The organism is Nocardioides sp. IC4_145, from assembly GCF_011250565.1.
Taxonomy (GTDB): Bacteria; Actinomycetota; Actinomycetes; order Propionibacteriales; family Nocardioidaceae; genus Nocardioides.
On the sequence record NZ_JAANMS010000007.1, the window covers coordinates 1 to 17932 of the forward strand.

The following is a 17932-nucleotide window of genomic DNA, read 5'->3' on the forward strand; positions in this document are numbered from 1 at the left end:
CGTCGGGGGCGCCGGACCGGAGAAGCGGCGCAGGTTGCCGTCACCGAATACCGTTGGTCGCACGTGTCAGAGGGACGGAAGGGCTCGACGTGGTTGCTCCGGCAGCGGGAGGTGCTGACCTCGAGACGCTCGCGCGCGTGGTCGGGCGGATCCGGTCCAACATCGAGCGCGTGATCGAGGGGAAGCCCGACGTCGTCTCGGCCTCGCTAGTGGTGCTCATGGCCGAGGGCCACCTGCTGATCGAGGACGTGCCCGGCGTCGGCAAGACGATGCTGAGCAAGGCCCTCGCCCGCAGCATCGACTCGACGGTCCGGCGCATCCAGTTCACGCCGGACCTGCTGCCCTCGGACGTCACTGGCGTCTCGGTCTTCAACCAGGACACCCGCGAGTTCGAGTTCCGGCCCGGTGGCATCTTCGCCAACATCGTCGTGGGCGACGAGATCAACCGCGCCTCCCCCAAGACCCAGTCCGCGCTGCTGGAGTGCATGGAGGAGCGGCAGGTCACCGTCGACGGCACGACCTACCAGCTCGACACCCCGTTCATGGTCATCGCGACCCAGAACCCGATCGAGATGGAGGGCACCTACGCCCTCCCCGAGGCGCAGCGCGACCGGTTCATGGCGCGGGTCTCGGTGGGCTACCCGGTCGAGGCGGCCGAGATCGCGATGATCGGCTCGCACGCCGGCGCCAGCCCGCTGGACGACCTCGAGCCGGTGACCGACGCCGCCGAGATCCGCAAGCTGACCAGCATCGTCGGCCAGGTCCACGTCTCCGAGGCCGTCCAGCGGTACGTCGTCGCGCTGACCGGCGCCACCCGGCGCACCGACGACCTGAACCTGGGCGCCTCCCCCCGCGCGACGCTCCACCTGGTCCGCGCGGCCAAGGCGTACGCCGCGATGGCCGGCCGCGACTACGTGCTCCCCGACGACGTGCTCGCGCTGGCCCGTCCGGTGCTCGCCCACCGGCTGCTGCCCAGCGTCGAGGCGTCGATGAGCGGCCGCTCGACCGCGACGATCCTCGACGGCCTGCTGGCCTCCGTGCCGGTGCCCGACGGCGCCCGCTCGTGACCACGCCCGTGGCTCCCCTGCCCCGCTGCCCCCGCGCTCCCGGGACCGGTCGTGCGTGACGCGCTCGCGGGCCTGACCGTCCGCGGCCGGGCGTTCGTCGCGGCCGGCGTGACCGCCGTCGTGTGCGCGATCGTGCTGGGCCAGCCGGCCCTGACCCGGGTCGGCGTGCTCGTGCTGGCCCTCCCGCTGCTGACCGCGGCCGTGCTCGCCCGCAGCCGCTACAAGCTCGCCCTGGTCCGCACGGTCAGCCCGCAGCTGGTCACCGCGGGGCAGTCGGCGCGGGTCGACCTGACCCTGACCAACGAGGGACGCACCCCCAGCGGCGTGCTGCTGCTGGAGGACCACGTCCCCTACGTCCTCGGCTCCCGGCCGCGGTTCGTCCTCGAGGGCATCGGCCACGGCTGGCGCCGCCACGCGGCGTACCAGGTGCGCTCGGACGTGCGCGGCCGGTTCGAGGTCGGACCGATGTCCGTGCGGGTCGCGGACCCGTTCGGCCTCGTCGAGCTCGGGCGGTCGTTCCAGACGACGGCGTCGCTGACCGTCACCCCGCGCACGGTGCCGCTGCCCTCCATCCCGCTCGGCGGTGGCTGGACCGGCGCGGGGGACAACCGACCGCGCGCCTTCGCGAGCGGGTCGGCCGAGGACGTGACGGTGCGGGAGTACCGCCGCGGCGACGACCTGCGCCGCGTCCACTGGCGCAGCTCCGCGCGCACCGGCGAGCTGATGGTGCGGCGCGAGGAGCAGCCCTGGCAGTCGCGCGCGACCCTGTTCCTCGACAACCGCGCGAGCGCCCACCGCGGGCAGGGCGTCGCCTCGTCGCTCGAGGCCGCGGTCTCCGCGGCGGCCTCCATCGCCGCCCACCTGGTGCAGCGCGGGTTTGCCGTCCGGCTCGTGACCGCCTCGGGCGAGGAGCCGGGCAGCGCGTGGCACCAGCGTGAGTCCGACGTCGGCACCGGTCCCCTGCTCGAGGCGCTCGCGGTCCTGCAGCCGGTCGCCTCGCCGCGGCTGGACGGCTCGTGGCTCGGCGAGCAGGGCCACGGCGGGCTCACCGTCGCCGTGCTGGGTGCGGTCGAGGCGCTCGACGTCCCGGTCCTGCGCCGGATGCGGCACCACGCCGGCTCGGGGCTCGCGGTGTCCCTGGACGTCGACGCCTGGGTCGACGCGCACGGCACCCCGGGCGGCGCCGTGCCCGTGCTGGTCCAGCAGGGCTGGCGGGCGGTTTCGCTGACGCCCGGCGACCGGCTCGACGCCGTCTGGCAGGACCTGTCCTCGACCGTGGGCCAGGGCGCCCGCCACGCGGAGGTCGTCCGATGACCGCCCGCCGCACGAACCTGCGCACCACGCTCGCCGTCTCGGCGGCTGCCGCGGGCACCACCTGGCTCGCGATGCTGTCGTGGCGGCCGTTCACCGAGGCACCTGGCACCTACCTCGGCCCGCTGCTGCTCGTGGGCGCGGTCGTCGTCGCGACCGGCGCCCTCGCCCGCTGGGCCCGCGTTCCTGGCGCCCTGGTCGTCCTCGCCCAGGTCCTCAGCGGCGGGGTCGCCACCTGCCTCGCGCTCACCGGCTACCCGCTCCCGGTCGGCCCCGGCCTGCTCGAGCTCGAGCTGGTCGTGCGGTCGGCCGTCGACAACGCCAACCAGTACGCCCCGCCGGTGCCGACCTCCGCACCGGTGCACCCGTTGCTCGTCCTCGGCGGCCTCGGGTGCTTCCTGCTCGTCGACGCGCTGGTGGCGACACTGCGGCGCGTCTCGTGGGCCGGCGTGCCGCTGTTGACCATCTACAGCGTGCCGGTCAGCGTGCTCGGCGGCGGCCTGTCGTGGTGGGTCTTCGCGCTCACCGCCATCGGGTTCCTCCTCGTGCTGTACCTCCACGAGGGCGACCGGGTCACCCGCTGGGGACGCACCGTCGAGGACGACCCGTCCGGCTTCGGCGTCCGCACCGGCCGGGTCCGCACGACCGCCGCGGCGATCGGCGGCGTCGCGACGGCCCTCGCGGTGGCGGTGCCGCTGGCCGTCCCGACCCTCGACGTGCGGCTCGTCGACTTCGGCCACGGCCCCGGCGGGGGCGACGAGATCGAGCTGACCAACCCGCTCGCCAACCTCAAGCAGGACCTCGTCCGCGGCCCGGACGATCCCGTGCTGCGCCTGACGACCGACGACCCCGACCCGTCGTACCTCCGCACCACCGCGCTCACCTGGTTCAACGGCAACACCTGGAGCGCCGGCGACCGCGAGGTGCCGGTCACCAACGTGCCCAGCGGCGAGCTGCCGCCGCTCCTCGGGGTCGACCCGGAGCTGCGTCGCACCTCCTACGAGTACCGCGTCAGCGTCTACGACGCCTTCGAGTCCTCCTGGCTGCCGGCGTGGGCGACCAGCACCCGCGTGGTGGCGGACGGGGACTGGCGCTACGACGTCCAGACCCGTGACTTCCTCGCGGCCGACGAGGAGATGGACACCGCCGGCCTCGAGTACGAGATGACCGGCGTCAAGCTGGACTACGACGCGGTCGACATGGCCCGAGCGCGCTCGAGCCTCGGACTGGTGCCCATGACGTACACCGAGCTGCCCGACGACATCCCCGACGAGGTGCGCGACCTGGCGGTCCAGGTGACCCGCGAGGCGCCGACCCGCTACGAGAAGGCGGTGGCGCTGCAGCGGTGGTTCCGCGAGACCGGTGGCTTCGAGTACAGCACCGCCGGCGTCGAGGGCAACGCCACCGAGGACCTCGTGTCCTTCCTGCGCCCCGACGGCCGCAGCGGCTACTGCGAGCAGTACGCCGCCTCGATGGCCGTGATGGCCCGGATGCTCGGGATCCCCGCTCGCGTCGCGGTCGGCTTCCTGCGGCCCGACCCGGTCGGCTCGAACACCTGGGAGTACAGCGCCCACGACCTCCACGCCTGGCCCGAGCTGTTCTTCCCCGGCAGCGGCTGGGTCCGGTTCGAGCCGACCCCCGCCGCCCGCGCGCGCAGCGCACCGGCGTGGACCCGCGGTGACGTCCCCGCGCCCGATCCCATCTCCCCCGACCGCACCGACGCGGCGACTCCGCAGCGGCCCGACCGCCCCGAGGACACTCAGGCCGCGCCCGTCGAGGAGGAGCAGACCGACGCCGCCGCGGACGCGTCGGACGACCGCGCCTGGCTGCTGCCCGTGCTCGGCGGACTGCTCGGCGGCGGGCTGGTCCTAGCCCTGGTGCTCCTCCCCCGCACGATCCGTGCCCGGCGCCGCTCCGGCCGTCTCTCGGCGGGCCCCGAACCGGCCTGGGCCGAGCTCCGCGACACCGCCGTCGACCTCCGCCTTCCCTGGCCCGAAGCCCGTTCGCCACGCCAGTCCGCCGCCTGGCTGGCCGACCACTTCGGCGCACCCGACGACGGCCCGGCCGAGCGCCGCCCCCGCCGCGGGGCCCACCTGGCTCCCGACGCCGTCCGCGCCCTCGACCGCGTCGTCGCAGCCGTCGAGCTGCTGCGCTACTCCCCCCGCGCCGACGCCGCCACCACGCCCCTGCGCGCCGAGGTCGAGACGATCACCGCGGCCCTGCACGACGGCGCCCCCCGCCGCGCCCGCCGCCTCGCCGCCTGGTGGCCCCGCTCGGTGCTCGTCCGCACCACCCGCCCCCAGGCCGGTCCCCGCACCGAACCGGCCTCGACGAGGTACGGCGGCGTCGTCGACCACGTTGGCGGCTAGGCGCTCGCGGACTCACCGCCCGCGCGGACACGTCCTCGAGTCCTCCCGGCCGCCGCCGCGCCGGAGGCCGGCCGCGGACCCAGGTACGCCGCGCTGGTCGGGGCCGGAGGTGGCCGCCGGAGGGCCGGGACGCCCCGGCGAACGTCAAGGCGACCCCGACGGCCTGGAGGAGCGAAGCGGGGGAAGGCCCCCTCGGGAGCAAGTGAGCCGGGCGGCCCCGGACCGCAGGCGGACGCCGCAGGCCTCGACCCCACACCCGGCGCACCCGCACCCGCGGACCCGAGCCGCAGAGCGACGCGGAGCCAACACCCTGCCCGCCGCAGGCGGACGCGCGTCCTCGAGGCCGCAGTCGGCTCCCGGGGTTTCGACACGCTCAGGCCTTGACGGCCTTCGCTGCTCAACCAGCGGGGAGCGGCCTTCGCTGCTTGACCAGCGGGAGGCGGCCTTCGCTGCTCGACCAGCGGGGGCCGGGGTGGGTCAGAAGCCGCCGTTCTGCTCGCGCCGGCGGCGCCAGCGCTCCTCCATGCGCTCCATGAAGGAGCCGGAGGAGCGGCGGGTGCGACGGGGGCGGCTCTTGCGACCGCCGTCGATGACGGTGAAGCGCGAGGGGTGTGCGGCCTGGCGCGGGTCGGGCGGAGCCGCTGCAGCCGCGGGCTGACCGCGGAGCGAGGTGAGGGCCACGGTGCCGGCGCCGAGCATGACGAGGAACCCGATGATCCCGACGACCGGCAGCTGCGTCACCACGCCGGTCATCAGCAGCGCGACACCAGCGACGAAGCAGGCGCCGGCGGCGATGGCACGACGACGAGCGGAGCGGCGCAACGACGTGCCGCGCAACGTGGAGGCGAACTTCGGATCCTCCTCCGAGAGCGCGCGCTCCATCTGCTCGAGCAGTCGCAGCTCCTCTTCGGAGAGTGGCACCGTTCCTCCACTGGTCGTACGGCCGGTACACGCCCCACGCGGGTCGTGTCGCAAGTCTAGGCAGGCGTTTCGGAACGCGGTAGCCGCGTCAGTGAAATTGGTCGCTCGGCGGCTCGCCGGCCCCACCGCCGACACCCGTGCTGGCGTCTCCGGCGGACCGGCGGCTGGGCGCCGGCGGGGTCCGCGCGCCGCCCAGGAGGGTCGCCGGGCGGACCGCCCCCGAGCCGAACCGACCGGCGGCCCGGTCGACGGCGCGGTCGGCCTCGGACCAGCCGTGCTCGCGCTCCCCCAGGACCCGTTGCCGGTGCACGCGGGTGCGCGGCACGAGGCCCTCGACCCGCACCCCGACCAGCCGCAGCGCGGCGGACCGACCGCGCCGGCCGCCTCGGGAAGCCCGGTTGCGGGCGACCTCCGCGTCGTGCAGCGCGACCGCCGCGGCGTACACCTCCTGGGTCACGTCGGTCGGCTCCGGCAGCGTCTGGGAGCGGGTGAGGGTCGTGAAGTCGGCGTACCGCACCGTCAGGACGACCGTCCGGCCCGCCACCTCCCCGGCCCGGAGCCGGCGGGTCACCTTGGCCGCCAGCCCGAGCACCTCGCGCAGCACCTCGTCGCGGTCGGTCAGGTCGCGGGCGAAAGTGCGCTGCGCGCCCATCGAGCGGTCCGGCTCCTGTGGTCCGCGTCGCTCGTGCAGCTCTGTGCGGTCGCGCCCCCAGGCGAGCAGGTGGAGCTGGCGGGCCGCGCCGGGCCCGACCGCGGCCCGCACCTCCTCGGTCGGCGCGTGCGCGAGCTGGCGGACGGTGCGCAACCCGGCCCGCCGGAGCTTGGCAGCGGTCGCCTCCCCGACGCCGTACAGCTCCTCGACGTCGAGGGCGTGCAGGAAGTCGACCACCTCGTCGGGCGGGACGACCACCACCCCGTCGGGCTTCGCGCGCCGGCTCGCGATCTTCGCGACCGACACGGTCGGCGCGACGCCGGCCGAGCAGGTGATGCGCTGCTCCTCGTGGACGGTCGCGCGGACCATCTCCGCGATCGTGAGCGGCGACCCCAGCAGCCGGGTCGCGCCGCGCACGTCGAGGAACGCCTCGTCCAGGGAGGCCATCTCCACCACCGGCGTGAACCGCCGGAAGATCTCCCGCAGCGCGGAGGACACCGCCGAGAACGTCGCGTGGTCACCCGGCAGCGAGACCAGGTCCGGGCACAGCCGGCGCGCCCGCACGCCCGACATGCCGCCGCGGACGCCGTGCGCGCGCGCCGCGTAGTTGGCCGAGAGCACCACCCCGCGGTGCCCACCGCCCACGGCCACCGGCAGGTCGTGGAGGTCGGGCCGATCGCGCAGGGCGACCGAGGCGAAGAACGCATCCATGTCGACGTGCAGCACCGGGCAGTCCCACGACCGGTCGACCCGGCCGTCGCTCACGACGCCCCGGCCCCGGCACCACGGCCAGGGCCATGGGAGCCGACCGCGGCGGCGGGGTCAGCGCGCGAGCAGGTGCAGCTGGGTCGCGAGCGGGAGGTACTCCGGCCGGTCGGCGACGGCGCGCTCCAGCTCGACGAGGGCCGCGGCAGCGCCCGGCTCGGCGTCGAGGAGGGACCCGGGCACCAGGTCCGCGAAGACGCGGACCGCGTGGACGCCGTCGACGGTGAAGCCGGCGTCCTGCAGCAGGCGCTCGACCTCGTCGCGGGTGAAGCGCCGACCCGAGCGCCCCGGGCTCGGCGCAGCCGGGTCGCCGTCGAGCAGGGCGATCGCCTGCTGGAAGTGACCGGCCATCGCCCGGGCGACGACGGCCGCGTGCCGCTGGGCGACCAGGAGGCTGAGCGTGCCGTCGGCGCGCAGGGCCGAGCGGAGCGCACCGAGCGCGGCCGCAGGGTCCTCCACGACCTCGAGCACCCCGTGGCACAGCACCACGTCGGCGGCATCCTCGCCGACGACGTCGGCGAGGCCGGCGAGGTCGCCCTGGTGCGCGGCCACCTCGACGCCCCGCTCCCGTGCGCGGCGGTCGAGGGAGGCCAGGGCGTCCGGGCTCGGGTCGACGACGGTGACCCGGTGGCCCGCCTGGGCGACCCGGACCGCGAAGCCGCCGGTGCCGCCGCCGATGTCGAGGACGTCGAGCGGACCCTGGTCGAGAACGTCGCCGAGGGCACTCCAGACGACCGCGGTCCGTGCCGCCGTACGGCGCTCGCTCGGACGGTCGCTGGTTCGGTCGCCGGGTCGGTCGCCGGGCCGCTCGGGAACTGGCATGCCGCCCAGCCTAGGGCTCGGGGGCCGCCGGGCACGCCCGGCTCACCCGACCCGGCGCACGACGTGGACCTGCACCGGCGCGTGGGGCACGAGCCCGAGCGCCTGCTCGACCACGCCGAGGAACCGGTCGGCGTCCCGCACGAGGTCGTCGGCCTCGCGCTCGGTCACCGCCCGCCGGGAGCCCGCCTCGGCCGCGGCCCGCTTGCCGGCACCCGCGGCGAAGAACCGCGCCCACTCCTCGAGCTCGGGAGCGACCTCCACGAGGAGGACCCACGCGTTCTTCTGCGGCCGCCGCCGCGCGGGGGTCGGCCGGGCCCGCGCCGCGAGCAGCGCCGCGGCCGCCCGGAGTGCCGCGACGTGCGCGTGGGCGTAGCGCTCGGTCACCTCGGTCGCGGCGATCGCCTCGCTCAGCGACTCCGCCGACCGGGCCAGGTAGGCGTGCGTCGTGGCGGGCAGGGCGTAGGGGTTCGGCTGTTCCGGGACGCTCCGCACGGCGCTCACTCCCCCGCCCCCGCACCGGCCGCCAGCAGCCAGCGTCCGGCCGGCACGTCGTGGACCAGCTCGAACACCCCGCCGCCCGCCGGACCGTCCTGGTCCAGCCGGCCGCGACCCGCCGCCACGCGCCACACCTCGCGCGGCGGCAGGTCCTGGCTGCGCCGCTCGAGCACCGCCCGCACCTTCCACAACCGCCCGCGCCACAGGAACTGGGCCGGGCCCTCGAGCCCGCCCGCACCGGTCCGCACCTCGACGGGGTCGTCGTACCGCACCACGTCCGCCTCGCTCCTCGGGCTCCCGCCCGGATCCGTCGACCCCACCGACCCCGGACCGTGCCGCCCGGCGGGGACGGGGGTCGAGGTCGTCCCCGCCGGGTTGATCGAACACCTGTTCGAACAAGACGAAGGTACACCTCTCCACCGACAGGTCGTCAAGACCTGCCGGCGGTGGCTGGGGAGGAGCCGGCCCGGACCTCAGTCCTGGTCGCGGGGCGCGGCCCCGTGGCCGCGCACGAAGGCGCTGGTGGACCGGCTCCACAGCAGCGCCAGGATCGCTACGTCGACGACGAGGGAGACGATCGCCGCGACGACGAACTGTGCCGGGGGCTCGGTGCGCAGGCCGGCGATCGTCGCGACCGCCGCCATCAGGACGACGGCCGCGAGGGAGTGCCGCGCCCAGTTCGCGCCGACGACCAGGAACGGGAGCAGGGTGCCGATGAGCCCGATGAAGGTGATGAGCAGGACGATCGCCACCGGGACGAACGCCGGCTGCTTGATGTCGGCGTCGACCGGGTGCCCGACCGTCCACGAGTCGAGCAGGTCCGCGCGCAGGAGGACGGTGAGCACCGCGGTGAGCGCGGCGAGGCCGACCAGGACCCACAGCAACCGGACCGCGCGCTCGACCGACGCGGGCCGGCCCGTCGTCGTGCGGTCCGTCGTGGGCTGGGTCGTCATGCGGGCTCCTCGTGCGGGTGGTCGCGGGGTCGGCCGGGTGTCGGCCCGGTGCCCTAGGGTCGCGCTCATGGCGACCGAGCACCCTTCGATCACGCGCTTCCGCGAGGAGCACGCACGACGCGGCGGCACCGGCGACGTCGTCATTCTGCCCGACTCCGTGCACACCGCGGCACTGGCCGCCGAGGCGCTGGGCTGCGAGGTCGGCGCGATCGCCAACAGCCTGCTCTTCGAGGCCGACGGCGACCCGGTGCTGGTGCTGACCTCCGGCTCGCACCGCGTCGACACCGGCAAGGTCGCAGCGACCGTCGGCGTGCCCCGCCTGCGCCGGGCGAGCGCCGAGCTGGTCCGGGCGGCGACCGGCCAGGTGATCGGCGGGGTCTCCCCCATCGGGCACCCGACCCCGGTGCCGACGTACCTCGACCGCTGGCTGCAGCGGCACCCGGTCGTCTGGGCCGCGGCCGGCCATCCCGCGGCCGTGTTCTCGACGACGTACGACGAGCTGAGGGCGCTGACCGGCGCCACCGAGATCGACGTGGAGTGAGACCCGTGAGCATCGAGATCTGGTTGAACCCCGCCTGCTCCAAGTGCCGCACCGCCGTCGCGGAGCTCGACGCAGCAGGTGCGGACTACACCGTCCGGCGCTACCTCGACGATCCGCCGACGGCGGCGGAGCTCGGGGAGGTGGTGGCCCGCCTCGGGCTGGAGCCCTGGGACGTCGCTCGACCGAAGGAGGCGCGCGAGGCCGGCATCGACCTGCCCCGCGAGCCGTCCGCGCGGCAGGCGTGGCTCGAGGCGCTCGCCGCCGCGCCGCGGGCGATCCAGCGCCCCATCCTCACCGCGTCCGACGGCACCACGGTGGTGGGGCGCGACCCCGAGTCGCTGGACCGCGTCATCCGCCAGGGCTGACGAGGAGGCTGCGGTGGAGTCGCTCGCGCTCGCGTTCTCCAGCGGCTGGGCCAGCGGCATCAACGCCTACCTGGTCGTGCTGGTCCTCGGCGTCGCCGACCGGGTCGGCGACCTCGACCAGGTGCCCGACGCCCTCGGCCGCTGGGACGTGCTCGCCGTGGCGTCGCTGTTCTTCGTCGTCGAGCTCGTCGCCGACAAGATCCCGTACGTCGACTCGACGTGGGACGCCGTCTCGACCGCGATCCGCCCGACGGTGGGCGCGGTGGTCGGCGTCCTGCTCGCCGGCGACGCCCAGGCGCTGGACCAGGCCGTGCTCGGCACGGTCGGCGGCGGCACCGCCCTGCTGTCGCACCTGGCGAAGGCCGGCGGGCGGCTGGCGATCAACACCTCCCCCGAGCCGGTCAGCAACGTGCTGGCGAGCGTCACCGAGGACGTCGCGGTGCTGGCGGTGGTGTGGTTCGCGATCGAGCACCCGCGCGCCGCGGCGGCCGTGGCGGCGGTGCTGCTGGTCGGGGGCCTCGTCGTGCTGTACCTCGTCGCCCGGTTGGTCCGGCGCGGCTGGCGCCGGTGGCGTCGCCGCCCGGCCCCGCCGGGCGGCGGTGTCGGCGATGTCGGCGCGGGCCCCTAGGGTCGAGCCGTGGCGCGGGTCGTGGTCGTGGGTGGTGGGTTCGCCGGGCTCGCGTCCGCCGCGCGGTTGGCGAAGCTCGGTCACGAGGTCACCCTGCTCGAACGCTCCCGTGTGCTCGGCGGCGCGCTGAGCACGGTCGAGGCCGACGGCTTCGCCTGGGACGCCGGCCCGACGTGGACCACGCTGCCGGCCGTCGTGCGCGACCTGTTCCGCAAGAGCGGACGGCCCGTCGAGCGCGAGCTCGAGCTGGTCCCCCTGGACGTGGTGCGCGAGCACCGCTTCGCCGACGGCACGGGCGTCACCGTCCCTGCGTCGCGCGGCGCGCAGGTCGCCGCCTTCGACGCGCTCGGACCGGGTCTCGGACAGCGCTGGGTCGACCACGTCGCGTCCTACACCGAGGTGTGGGAGACGCTGCGCCGCGAGTACCTCGAGGTGCCGTGGGACCCCGCCGCACTCTCCCGTCCGCTGGCCGCGCTCCTCGACGGGCGCGAGACGCTCCACCGGCGGCTGCGCAAGACGTTCAAGGACGAGCGGCTCGCGCTCGTGGCCGGCCACCCGGCCGTCGCCGAGGGCCACGACCTGCGCAACGTGCCCGCCTGGGCCGGCGTCACGGCGTACGTCGAGCAGCGCTTCGGCGCGTGGACGGTCGACGGCGGCATGGCGCGGCTCGCGGAGGTCCTGGCCGCGCGGATGGCGACCCGCGGCGTGACCGTCCACACGGGCACGACCGCACGCGACCTCGTGGTGCGGTCCGGTCGCGTGGCCGCGGTCGACCTCGGCGGCGAGCAGGTCGACGCCGACGTGGTCGTCGTGGCCGTCGACCCGCGCCTGCTGCCCACGCTCGCGCCGCTCGTCGCACGCGCGATGCCGGCGATCCCTCCGGTCGTCACGCACCTCGGGCTCGAGGGCGACGTGCCCGACCTCCCCCACGAGCTGGTCCTGCACGGCGACCCGCTGCTGGTCGTCCGTCCCGGCGGCCGGGCTCCCGACGGGGCCACCGCGTGGACGGTCCACGGCCGGGGCCGGCTCGCCGAGGACGTCCTCCGAGCGCTCGCCCGCCACGGCATCGACGTGCGCCCCCACGTCGTCGCCCGCGTCGACCGCACGCCGCGCGACCTCGTCGAGACCTGGGGCGGCTCGCCGATGGGCGTCCTGTGGCAGGGCCGGTCGACCGTGCGGCAGCGGCTGAGGCCGACGACGCCCGTGGCCGGGGTGTACGCCGCCGGCGCGCACGCGACACCCGGCGCCGGCCTGCCGTACGTCGGCCTCTCGGCCGCGCTCGTCGCGCAGGCCGTAGGACCCGCCTGAGCGAGGGCGGGTCGCACCGGTCAGGCGGAGACGTTCAGCCGATCGAAGATCTCGAGCGTCGCCCGGGACCGGTTGAGCGTGTAGAAGTGCAGGCCGGGTGCGCCGCCCGCGAGCAGCTCCTCGCACATCTCGGCCGCCACCGCGATGCCCTCGTTGCGCACCGCGACCGGGTCGCCGTCGTGCGCGGCGATCCGGCGGACGACCTCCTCGGGCACGTCCGCGCCGATGAGCTCGCCCTGGCGACGGATCGCCGCGAGGTTCAGGATCGGCATGATCCCCGGCAGGATCGGCATGTCGACGCCGCGGTCACGCACGCGGGCGACGAGGCCGAAGTAGTCGGAGGCACGGAAGAACATCTGGGTCACGGCGAACTCCGCGCCGGCCTGCGCCTTCGCGACCAGCACGTCGGCGTCGTGGTCGAGCGACTCCGCCGTCGGGTGGCCCTCGGGGAAGGCCGCGACGCCGACCCGGAAGTCACCGCGCGAGCGGGCCAGCTCCACGAGCTCGGTCGCGTAGGTCAGCCCGCCCTCGGTCGGCGTCCAGGCCGCCCGGGGACCGTCGGTCGGGTCGCCGCGCAGCGCCATCACGTGGTGCACGCCGGCCTCGTGGTAGGCGTCGAGGATCGCCTCGAGCTCGGCGCGGGTGTGCCCGACGCAGGTGAGGTGGGCCATCGGGATGAGGGACGTCTCGCGCGCGATCCGACCCGTGACGCGGACGGTCGAGTCCCGGGTCGAGCCCCCGGCGCCGTACGTCACGGAGACGAAGGTGGGCCGGTAGGGCTCGAGAGCGCGGATGGCGTCCCAGAGCTGCTGCTCGCCGGCCTCGTCCTTCGGCGGGAAGAACTCGAACGAGAACGACTTCCCGCCCTCGCGGATCATCTCCCCGAGCGAGCGTCCAGGTCCGGTCACCATGGGCCGAAGCGTACGGTCGGCGCCGCCGCGGACCGGCATCTGTCCACGCAGCAGGCACTGGCTAGTCTCGACGGCGTGACGGCCAGCGGGTGGGACAGCGACGACTTCCGCGACCGGGTCCAGCGGGCGCTCGACGCGTTCCTCGACCAGCAGCTGGCGCGCCTGGCGCCGCTCGGTCCCGACGCGGAGCGGCTGGTCACCGAGGCCCGCACCACCGTCCGTGGCGGCAAGCGGTTCCGCGCGTCGTTCTGCTGGTGGGGCCACCTCGCGGTCGCTGCTCCGTCCTCCCCCGCCGACGAGGAGGCACTGGTCCGCGCCTGCGCCGCCCTCGAGCTGCTGCACGCGAGTGCACTGGTGCACGACGACCTCATGGACGCCTCCGACACCCGGCGCGGCCGCCCGGCCACGCACCGGCAGCTGGAGTCCGAGCACCGCGCGTCGGGCTGGACCGGGGACCCGGAGCAGTACGGCGCGGCCGCGGCCATCCTGCTCGGCGACATGCTGCTGAGCTGGGCCGACGAGCTGCTGCGGCGTTGCGGCCTGCCGCTGGCGCAGGTGGCGCCCGCGCTCGAGGTCTTCGACCTGTGCCGCTCCGAGGTCGTGGCCGGCCAGTTCCTCGACGTCTCCGTCCAGGCGCGCGGACGCGCCGACGTGGAGACCGCGATGACCGTGCTGCGCTACAAGTCCGCGAAGTACTCCATCGAGCGCCCCCTCCACATCGGCGCCGCGCTCGCCGGGGCCGACGCCGGGATGCTCGACGCGCTGACGGCCTTCGGCCTGCCGCTCGGCGAGGCGTTCCAGCTGCGCGACGACCTGCTCGGCGTCTTCGGCGACCCCGCGACGACCGGCAAGCCCGCCGGTGACGACCTGGTCGAGGGCAAGCGCACCGTGCTCGTCGCCCTCGCGCTCGACGCCGCCCCCGACGCCGACGCCGCCCTGCTCGACCGCTCGCTCGGCACCCCGCTCGACGAGGCCGCGGTCGAGCGGCTCCGCGGGATCATCGACTCCTCCGGCGCCCGCGCCCAGGTCGAGGCGGTCATCGAGCAGCTCTCCGAGCTCGCCGTCGCCGCCCTCGACCGCGCCCCCGTCGACCCCGCCGCCCGCGACGCCCTCCGCGCCCTCGCCGACGCCGCCACCCAGCGGACCGTCTGACCTCTCCGTTCCCCCGCCTGGCCGACCACCCGCCGGCCGTCGGGCGCCGCCGCCGGGGTAGTCCGTGACGTTCGGGCGGTCGTTCGGCCGGATCTCCCTGCCAAACGTCACGGACTACCGCGCCAGCGGGTCCGATCCTGTGGAGAACCGGCCGGCCCGGGGCCCGAGCCGCGGCGGCCGGGTCGTGTGGCCCAGGACGCTGCGGGGCGCGTCCTCAGGCACACGACCCCGGCGAGGGGTCAGCCGCGGAGGAGGACGGTGAGGCCCGCGCCGGTGAGCAGGCGCAGGACGACGTCGACGGCGCGGGGGTCCTGGTCGTGGAGGACGCGCCAGCCCTCCCACAGCAGGACGGTGCGGCCGGTGTCGGGCTCGGCCGCGAGGTCGCGCAGGCAGTCGGCCAGCGCGTCGAGGTTGCGGCCCCACCAGGACGGGAGCGTGAGCGCCTCGCCGAGCGCCTCGAGGGTCTCGGCGCGGGACGGGTGGGCCCGGCCGTCGAGGTGCAGGAACCGCCAGCCGGCGCGCTCGAGGGTCGCCCGGACGTCCGCGACGGCGTACGCCGTGTCCCAGCGGTGGACGCCCGGTGGCACGCGCCCGGCGAGCAGGTCGACCAGGAGGTCGTCGGGCCCGGTCACGGCAGCACCTCGGCGAAGGAGGCGTAGTGGTCGTTGGTCCAGTACCACTCGCGCGACTCGCCAGCGACGATCCGCCGCGGCCCGCGGTGGTCGAGGCCGGGCGTGGGGACGGTGTACTCCCGGTAGTAGCCGTCCGCCTGCTCCGGCAGCAGGCCCTCGTAGTTGTGGAAGACGGTGCCGTCGTGCTCCGGCTCCGGGAACGGACCGCCGTCCTGGATCCGCTCGATCGTCTCCTGCGCCTCACGCGGCAGGTCGGTGAGCTCGACCGTCGGCAGGCCCGAGGAGCCGGACGGGCCGGCCGGGGTGTCCTCGCCGCCGGCGAGCAGCGCGCCGAGGACGACGAGCAGGACGACGACGGCCAGCGGGCCGACCGCCCGGAGCCGCGGGCTCAGTCGCACGGGAGGGTCAGAACGCCATCGCCTGGGCGCGGCGCTTGACCTCGGAGCCGCGGTTCTCCCGCAGCGCGTCGATCGGGCGACCGGGCAGGTCCTGGTCGAGGTAGAGCCAGGCGATGCACTCGCGGTCGTCGTACCCGCCGTCGTGCAGCACCGTCAGCAGGCCGGGCAGGCCCTTGACCGGGAACCCGTCCTGGATGAAGTCGGCGGGCACCTGCTGTCCCGCGCCCGGCGACGGCACCGCGGCGGCCAGCTCGTGGTCGCGGATCATCGTGCGGACCTTGGCGACGGTGACGCCGAGCCTGCGGGCGGCCTCGGCCCAGTCGATCCACTCGGGCACCAGGGCGGCGAGGTCGTGGTCGGCGAGCGGGATGTCGTCGGTCATGGGCCCATCCTCCCACCCGCGCCGGTGGGTCCGCGCCACGCCGGGCGCCGGGCTCACCCGCCGGGAGGGGCGTGCTTTCGTACGATGTCCCCGCCGGAGACTTCCCCCTTCGGCACGCAGGAGGGTCGTCGTGACGCCAGATCGTCATGCCCGGTCGGGCGCGGACGCGTCCTCGACCGACCCCTCCTCCGGTTCTTCCTCCTCCCCCCGCTGGGACGGCCAGCGGCTCGAGGGGCGCCTCCTCGACGGCCGCTACCGCGTCGGTCCGCGGATCGCCCGCGGCGGCATGGCCAGCGTGCACGAGGCCACCGACATCCGGCTGGACCGGACGGTCGCGATCAAGGTCATGCACCCCGGCCTGGGCGACGACGAGGAGTTCGCGGCCCGGTTCGTCCGCGAGGCCCGCGCGGCCGCCCGCCTCTCGCACCCGAACGTCGTCGCGGTCCACGACCAGGGCGACGACGACGGCGTGGTGTTCCTCGCGATGGAGCTGGTCGCCGGGCACACGATGCGCGACGTCATCGCCAAGGAGAGCCCGATGCCGCCGGCCCGCGCGCTGGCGCTGCTCGAGCCGGTGCTCTCCGCGCTGGCGGCCGCCCATCGCGCCGGCCTCATCCACCGCGACGTCAAGCCGGAGAACGTCCTGATCTCCGACGAGGGGCAGGTCAAGGTCGCCGACTTCGGCCTCGCCAAGGCCGTCAGCGCCGACACCCAGCACACCGCGACCGGCGGCGTGCTCATCGGCACGGTCTCCTACCTCGCGCCGGAGCTGGTGGTCGACGGCCGCGCCGACGCACGCGCGGACGTGTACGCCGCGGGGGTGCTGCTGTTCGAGCTGCTCACCGGTCGCAAGCCGCACGAGGGCGAGTCGCCGATCCAGGTGGCCTACAAGCACGTGCACGAGGACGTCCCGCTCCCCTCGACCCTCGTCCCCGGCCTGCCTGCGTACGTCGACGCGCTGGTCGCCCGCGCGACGGCACGCGACCGGGGCCAGCGGCCCGCCGACGCCGGCGTGCTCCTGCACCAGCTGCGCCGGGTGAGCACCGCGGTGGTGACCGGCGTCCGCGAGGACCCCGACCTGGTGGCCGACCTGATGCCGCGCCCGCCCGCTCCCGAGGCGGTCGGCGGCGACACCGGCGAGCTGACCCAGCCGCTGCTGCGCCCGACGGAGGTCCCGCCCGCCGTCGAGCGGGACGAGCGGAGCCGCCGCACCGACACCGCCGCCGACCCGTGGGACGAGGAGGAGATGGCCGCGCTGCTCGCCCCGTCGAGCACCGGCACACCGGTCTCCCCGACCGCCCCGCCACCGACCGAGCACACGCGGACCGTGCAGGTCCCGGTCGCACCGGCGCCGCGACGTACCCGCCGCTCCCGCAAGGGCCTGCTCGCCCTCGTCCTCGCCGTGCTCCTGGCGGCGGGGCTGGGGACGGGCGCGTGGTGGTTCGGGTTCGCGCGCTGGACGACCACCCCCGGCGTCATCGGGCTGGACCGCCAAGCGGCGGTCCAGCGGCTCGAGGCCGCCGGGCTCGAGGCGGAGATCGGGCCCCGCGCCTTCTCCCGCACCGTGCCGGCCGGCGAGGTGATGGCGACCGACCCGAGGGCCGGCGACCGCGTGCTCGACGGCGGCACCGTGACGGTGACGATCAGCAAGGGCGAGGAGCTCTACGACGTCCCGAGGCTGCGCGGGCTGACCGAGGACGAGGCGCAGGACGCGCTCGCCGAGCTGAAGCTGGAGTTCGGCGGGTCGACCCGGCGCTGGTCCGAGGACGTGCCCGAGGGCGTCGTGATGGCCAGCGACCCCAAGCCCGGCACGACCCTGCGGCCCGGCTCGGTGGTCGACCTCGTGGTCTCGAAGGGCCGCAAGCCGATCAAGGTCAAGGACTGGACCGGCGAGGACGCCGACACCGCCCGTCAGCGGATGGAGGCCCAGGGGCTGGTCGTCGAGGTCACCGACGAGCAGCACTCCGACGACGTCGCCGAGGGCGACGTCATCAGCCAGGACCCCGTGGGCGCGACGCTCTTCAGGGGCGACACCGTCGCGCTGGTGGTCTCCCTCGGGCCCGAGCTCGTCGAGGTCCCCAACGTGAAGGCGTCCGGCGTCCAGGCGGCCCGCGAGGAGCTCGAGGCACTGGGCTTCGTGGTGGAGACGAGGGAGGCCATCGGCTACCTCGGCCTGGGCTACGTCTTCTCCCAGAGCCCCGGCTCCGGCGACCTCGTGCCCAGGGGCTCCACGATCACGCTGACCCTCATCTGAGCGGGT

At 75.6% G+C, this 17932-nt stretch carries 19 protein-coding genes; 9 read left to right on the top strand and 10 right to left on the bottom strand.

The window, feature by feature from the left end; all coding sequences use genetic code 11:
* The first annotated feature begins 137 nt into the window (after nucleotides 1-137).
* Genes G6553_RS05020 through G6553_RS05030 form a run of 3 tightly spaced genes read left to right on the top strand, consistent with a single transcriptional unit; the run spans nucleotide 138 to nucleotide 4747 of the window.
* The gene (locus G6553_RS05020; RefSeq protein WP_347565505.1) at nucleotides 138-1067 is read left to right on the top strand and encodes a MoxR family ATPase; all 930 of its coding nucleotides are present in this window, start codon (nucleotides 138-140) and stop codon (nucleotides 1065-1067) included.
* Between the two features lie 51 nt (nucleotides 1068-1118).
* Complete coding sequence (locus G6553_RS05025; RefSeq protein WP_166189743.1) at nucleotides 1119-2381, top strand: DUF58 domain-containing protein; 1263 nt, start codon at nucleotides 1119-1121, stop codon at nucleotides 2379-2381.
* Complete coding sequence (locus G6553_RS05030) at nucleotides 2378-4747, top strand: DUF3488 and transglutaminase-like domain-containing protein (protein WP_166189745.1); 2370 nt, start codon at nucleotides 2378-2380, stop codon at nucleotides 4745-4747. Before G6553_RS05025 ends, G6553_RS05030 begins: the two co-directional genes overlap by 4 nt.
* Before the next feature lie 477 nt (nucleotides 4748-5224).
* On the opposite strand, the gene G6553_RS05035 is transcribed toward G6553_RS05030, so the two are convergent.
* The 6 genes from G6553_RS05035 to G6553_RS05060 all read right to left on the bottom strand — a co-directional run bounded on the left by G6553_RS05035 (nucleotide 5225) and on the right by G6553_RS05060 (nucleotide 9355).
* Nucleotides 5225-5668: a DUF3040 domain-containing protein gene (locus G6553_RS05035; RefSeq protein ID WP_166189747.1), complete on the bottom strand. Its 444-nt coding sequence runs from the start codon at nucleotides 5666-5668 to the stop codon at nucleotides 5225-5227.
* Between the two features lie 88 nt (nucleotides 5669-5756).
* On the bottom strand, nucleotides 5757-7085 hold the full coding sequence (gene dinB / locus G6553_RS05040; protein WP_347565506.1) for a DNA polymerase IV: 1329 nt from the start codon (nucleotides 7083-7085) through the stop codon (nucleotides 5757-5759).
* Nucleotides 7086-7142: 57 nt separating this feature from the next.
* Nucleotides 7143-7907, bottom strand: coding sequence for a methyltransferase domain-containing protein (locus G6553_RS05045; RefSeq protein ID WP_166189749.1), 765 nt, complete (start codon nucleotides 7905-7907; stop codon nucleotides 7143-7145).
* Nucleotides 7908-7949: 42 nt separating this feature from the next.
* Nucleotides 7950-8399, bottom strand: a complete 450-nt coding sequence (locus tag G6553_RS05050) for an SAV_6107 family HEPN domain-containing protein (RefSeq protein WP_347565507.1) — start codon at nucleotides 8397-8399, stop codon at nucleotides 7950-7952.
* A gap of 5 nt (nucleotides 8400-8404) precedes the next feature.
* A complete protein-coding gene (locus G6553_RS22040; protein ID WP_166189752.1) occupies nucleotides 8405-8677 on the bottom strand; it encodes a DUF6504 family protein in 273 nt (90 codons plus the stop codon).
* A gap of 198 nt (nucleotides 8678-8875) precedes the next feature.
* On the bottom strand, nucleotides 8876-9355 hold the full coding sequence (locus G6553_RS05060; RefSeq protein ID WP_166189754.1) for a hypothetical protein: 480 nt from the start codon (nucleotides 9353-9355) through the stop codon (nucleotides 8876-8878).
* A 67-nt stretch (nucleotides 9356-9422) separates the two neighbouring features.
* Here G6553_RS05060 and G6553_RS05065 point away from each other — a divergent pair, with 67 nt between their 5' ends.
* The 4 genes from G6553_RS05065 to G6553_RS05080 are packed head-to-tail and all read left to right on the top strand — an operon-like array spanning nucleotide 9423 to nucleotide 12197.
* Nucleotides 9423-9896, top strand: coding sequence for a YbaK/EbsC family protein (locus tag G6553_RS05065; RefSeq protein WP_166189756.1), 474 nt, complete (start codon nucleotides 9423-9425; stop codon nucleotides 9894-9896).
* 5 nt (nucleotides 9897-9901) lie between these two features.
* The gene (locus tag G6553_RS05070) at nucleotides 9902-10261 is read left to right on the top strand and encodes an ArsC/Spx/MgsR family protein (RefSeq protein WP_347565508.1); all 360 of its coding nucleotides are present in this window, start codon (nucleotides 9902-9904) and stop codon (nucleotides 10259-10261) included.
* A 13-nt stretch (nucleotides 10262-10274) separates the two neighbouring features.
* The gene (locus G6553_RS05075) at nucleotides 10275-10889 is read left to right on the top strand and encodes a DUF4126 domain-containing protein (RefSeq protein WP_166189758.1); all 615 of its coding nucleotides are present in this window, start codon (nucleotides 10275-10277) and stop codon (nucleotides 10887-10889) included.
* Between the two features lie 9 nt (nucleotides 10890-10898).
* The gene (locus tag G6553_RS05080) at nucleotides 10899-12197 is read left to right on the top strand and encodes an FAD-dependent oxidoreductase (protein WP_166189760.1); all 1299 of its coding nucleotides are present in this window, start codon (nucleotides 10899-10901) and stop codon (nucleotides 12195-12197) included.
* 20 nt (nucleotides 12198-12217) lie between these two features.
* Here G6553_RS05080 and metF read toward each other — a convergent pair whose 3' ends face one another.
* Entirely contained in the window at nucleotides 12218-13108 is an 891-nt protein-coding gene (gene metF, locus G6553_RS05085) for a methylenetetrahydrofolate reductase [NAD(P)H] (RefSeq protein WP_166189762.1), read from the bottom strand.
* A gap of 75 nt (nucleotides 13109-13183) precedes the next feature.
* Here metF and G6553_RS05090 point away from each other — a divergent pair, with 75 nt between their 5' ends.
* A complete protein-coding gene (locus G6553_RS05090) occupies nucleotides 13184-14260 on the top strand; it encodes a polyprenyl synthetase family protein (RefSeq protein ID WP_166189764.1) in 1077 nt (358 codons plus the stop codon).
* A gap of 239 nt (nucleotides 14261-14499) precedes the next feature.
* On the opposite strand, the gene G6553_RS05095 is transcribed toward G6553_RS05090, so the two are convergent.
* The 3 genes from G6553_RS05095 to G6553_RS05105 are packed head-to-tail and all read right to left on the bottom strand — an operon-like array spanning nucleotide 14500 to nucleotide 15672.
* Nucleotides 14500-14892 carry a barstar family protein gene (locus tag G6553_RS05095; protein WP_166189765.1) on the bottom strand — a complete coding sequence of 131 codons (393 nt, stop codon included), beginning with the start codon at nucleotides 14890-14892 and terminating at the stop codon, nucleotides 14500-14502.
* A complete protein-coding gene (locus G6553_RS05100; RefSeq protein WP_166189767.1) occupies nucleotides 14889-15290 on the bottom strand; it encodes a ribonuclease domain-containing protein in 402 nt (133 codons plus the stop codon). Before G6553_RS05100 ends, G6553_RS05095 begins: the two co-directional genes overlap by 4 nt.
* A 7-nt stretch (nucleotides 15291-15297) precedes the next feature.
* The gene (locus tag G6553_RS05105; protein WP_166189769.1) at nucleotides 15298-15672 is read right to left on the bottom strand and encodes an Rv2175c family DNA-binding protein; all 375 of its coding nucleotides are present in this window, start codon (nucleotides 15670-15672) and stop codon (nucleotides 15298-15300) included.
* A gap of 130 nt (nucleotides 15673-15802) precedes the next feature.
* On the opposite strand from G6553_RS05105, the gene pknB reads away from it, so the two are divergent.
* Nucleotides 15803-17926 carry a Stk1 family PASTA domain-containing Ser/Thr kinase gene (pknB, locus tag G6553_RS05110; protein ID WP_347565509.1) on the top strand — a complete coding sequence of 708 codons (2124 nt, stop codon included), beginning with the start codon at nucleotides 15803-15805 and terminating at the stop codon, nucleotides 17924-17926.
* Nucleotides 17927-17932 lie beyond the last annotated feature (6 nt).

What these genes read in the sequence shown, in the direction of transcription:
- G6553_RS05030 (WP_166189745.1), top strand. Translation starts at nt 2,378, where the DNA reads ATGACCGCCCGCCGCACGAACCTGCGCACCACGCTCGCCGTCTCGGCG.
- G6553_RS05045 (WP_166189749.1), bottom strand. Translation starts at nt 7,907, where the DNA reads ATGCCAGTTCCCGAGCGGCCCGGCGACCGACCCGGCGACCGAACCAGC.
- G6553_RS05060 (WP_166189754.1), bottom strand. Translation starts at nt 9,355, where the DNA reads ATGACGACCCAGCCCACGACGGACCGCACGACGACGGGCCGGCCCGCG.
- G6553_RS05065 (WP_166189756.1), top strand. Translation starts at nt 9,423, where the DNA reads ATGGCGACCGAGCACCCTTCGATCACGCGCTTCCGCGAGGAGCACGCA.
- metF (WP_166189762.1), bottom strand. Translation starts at nt 13,108, where the DNA reads ATGGTGACCGGACCTGGACGCTCGCTCGGGGAGATGATCCGCGAGGGC.
- G6553_RS05105 (WP_166189769.1), bottom strand. Translation starts at nt 15,672, where the DNA reads ATGACCGACGACATCCCGCTCGCCGACCACGACCTCGCCGCCCTGGTG.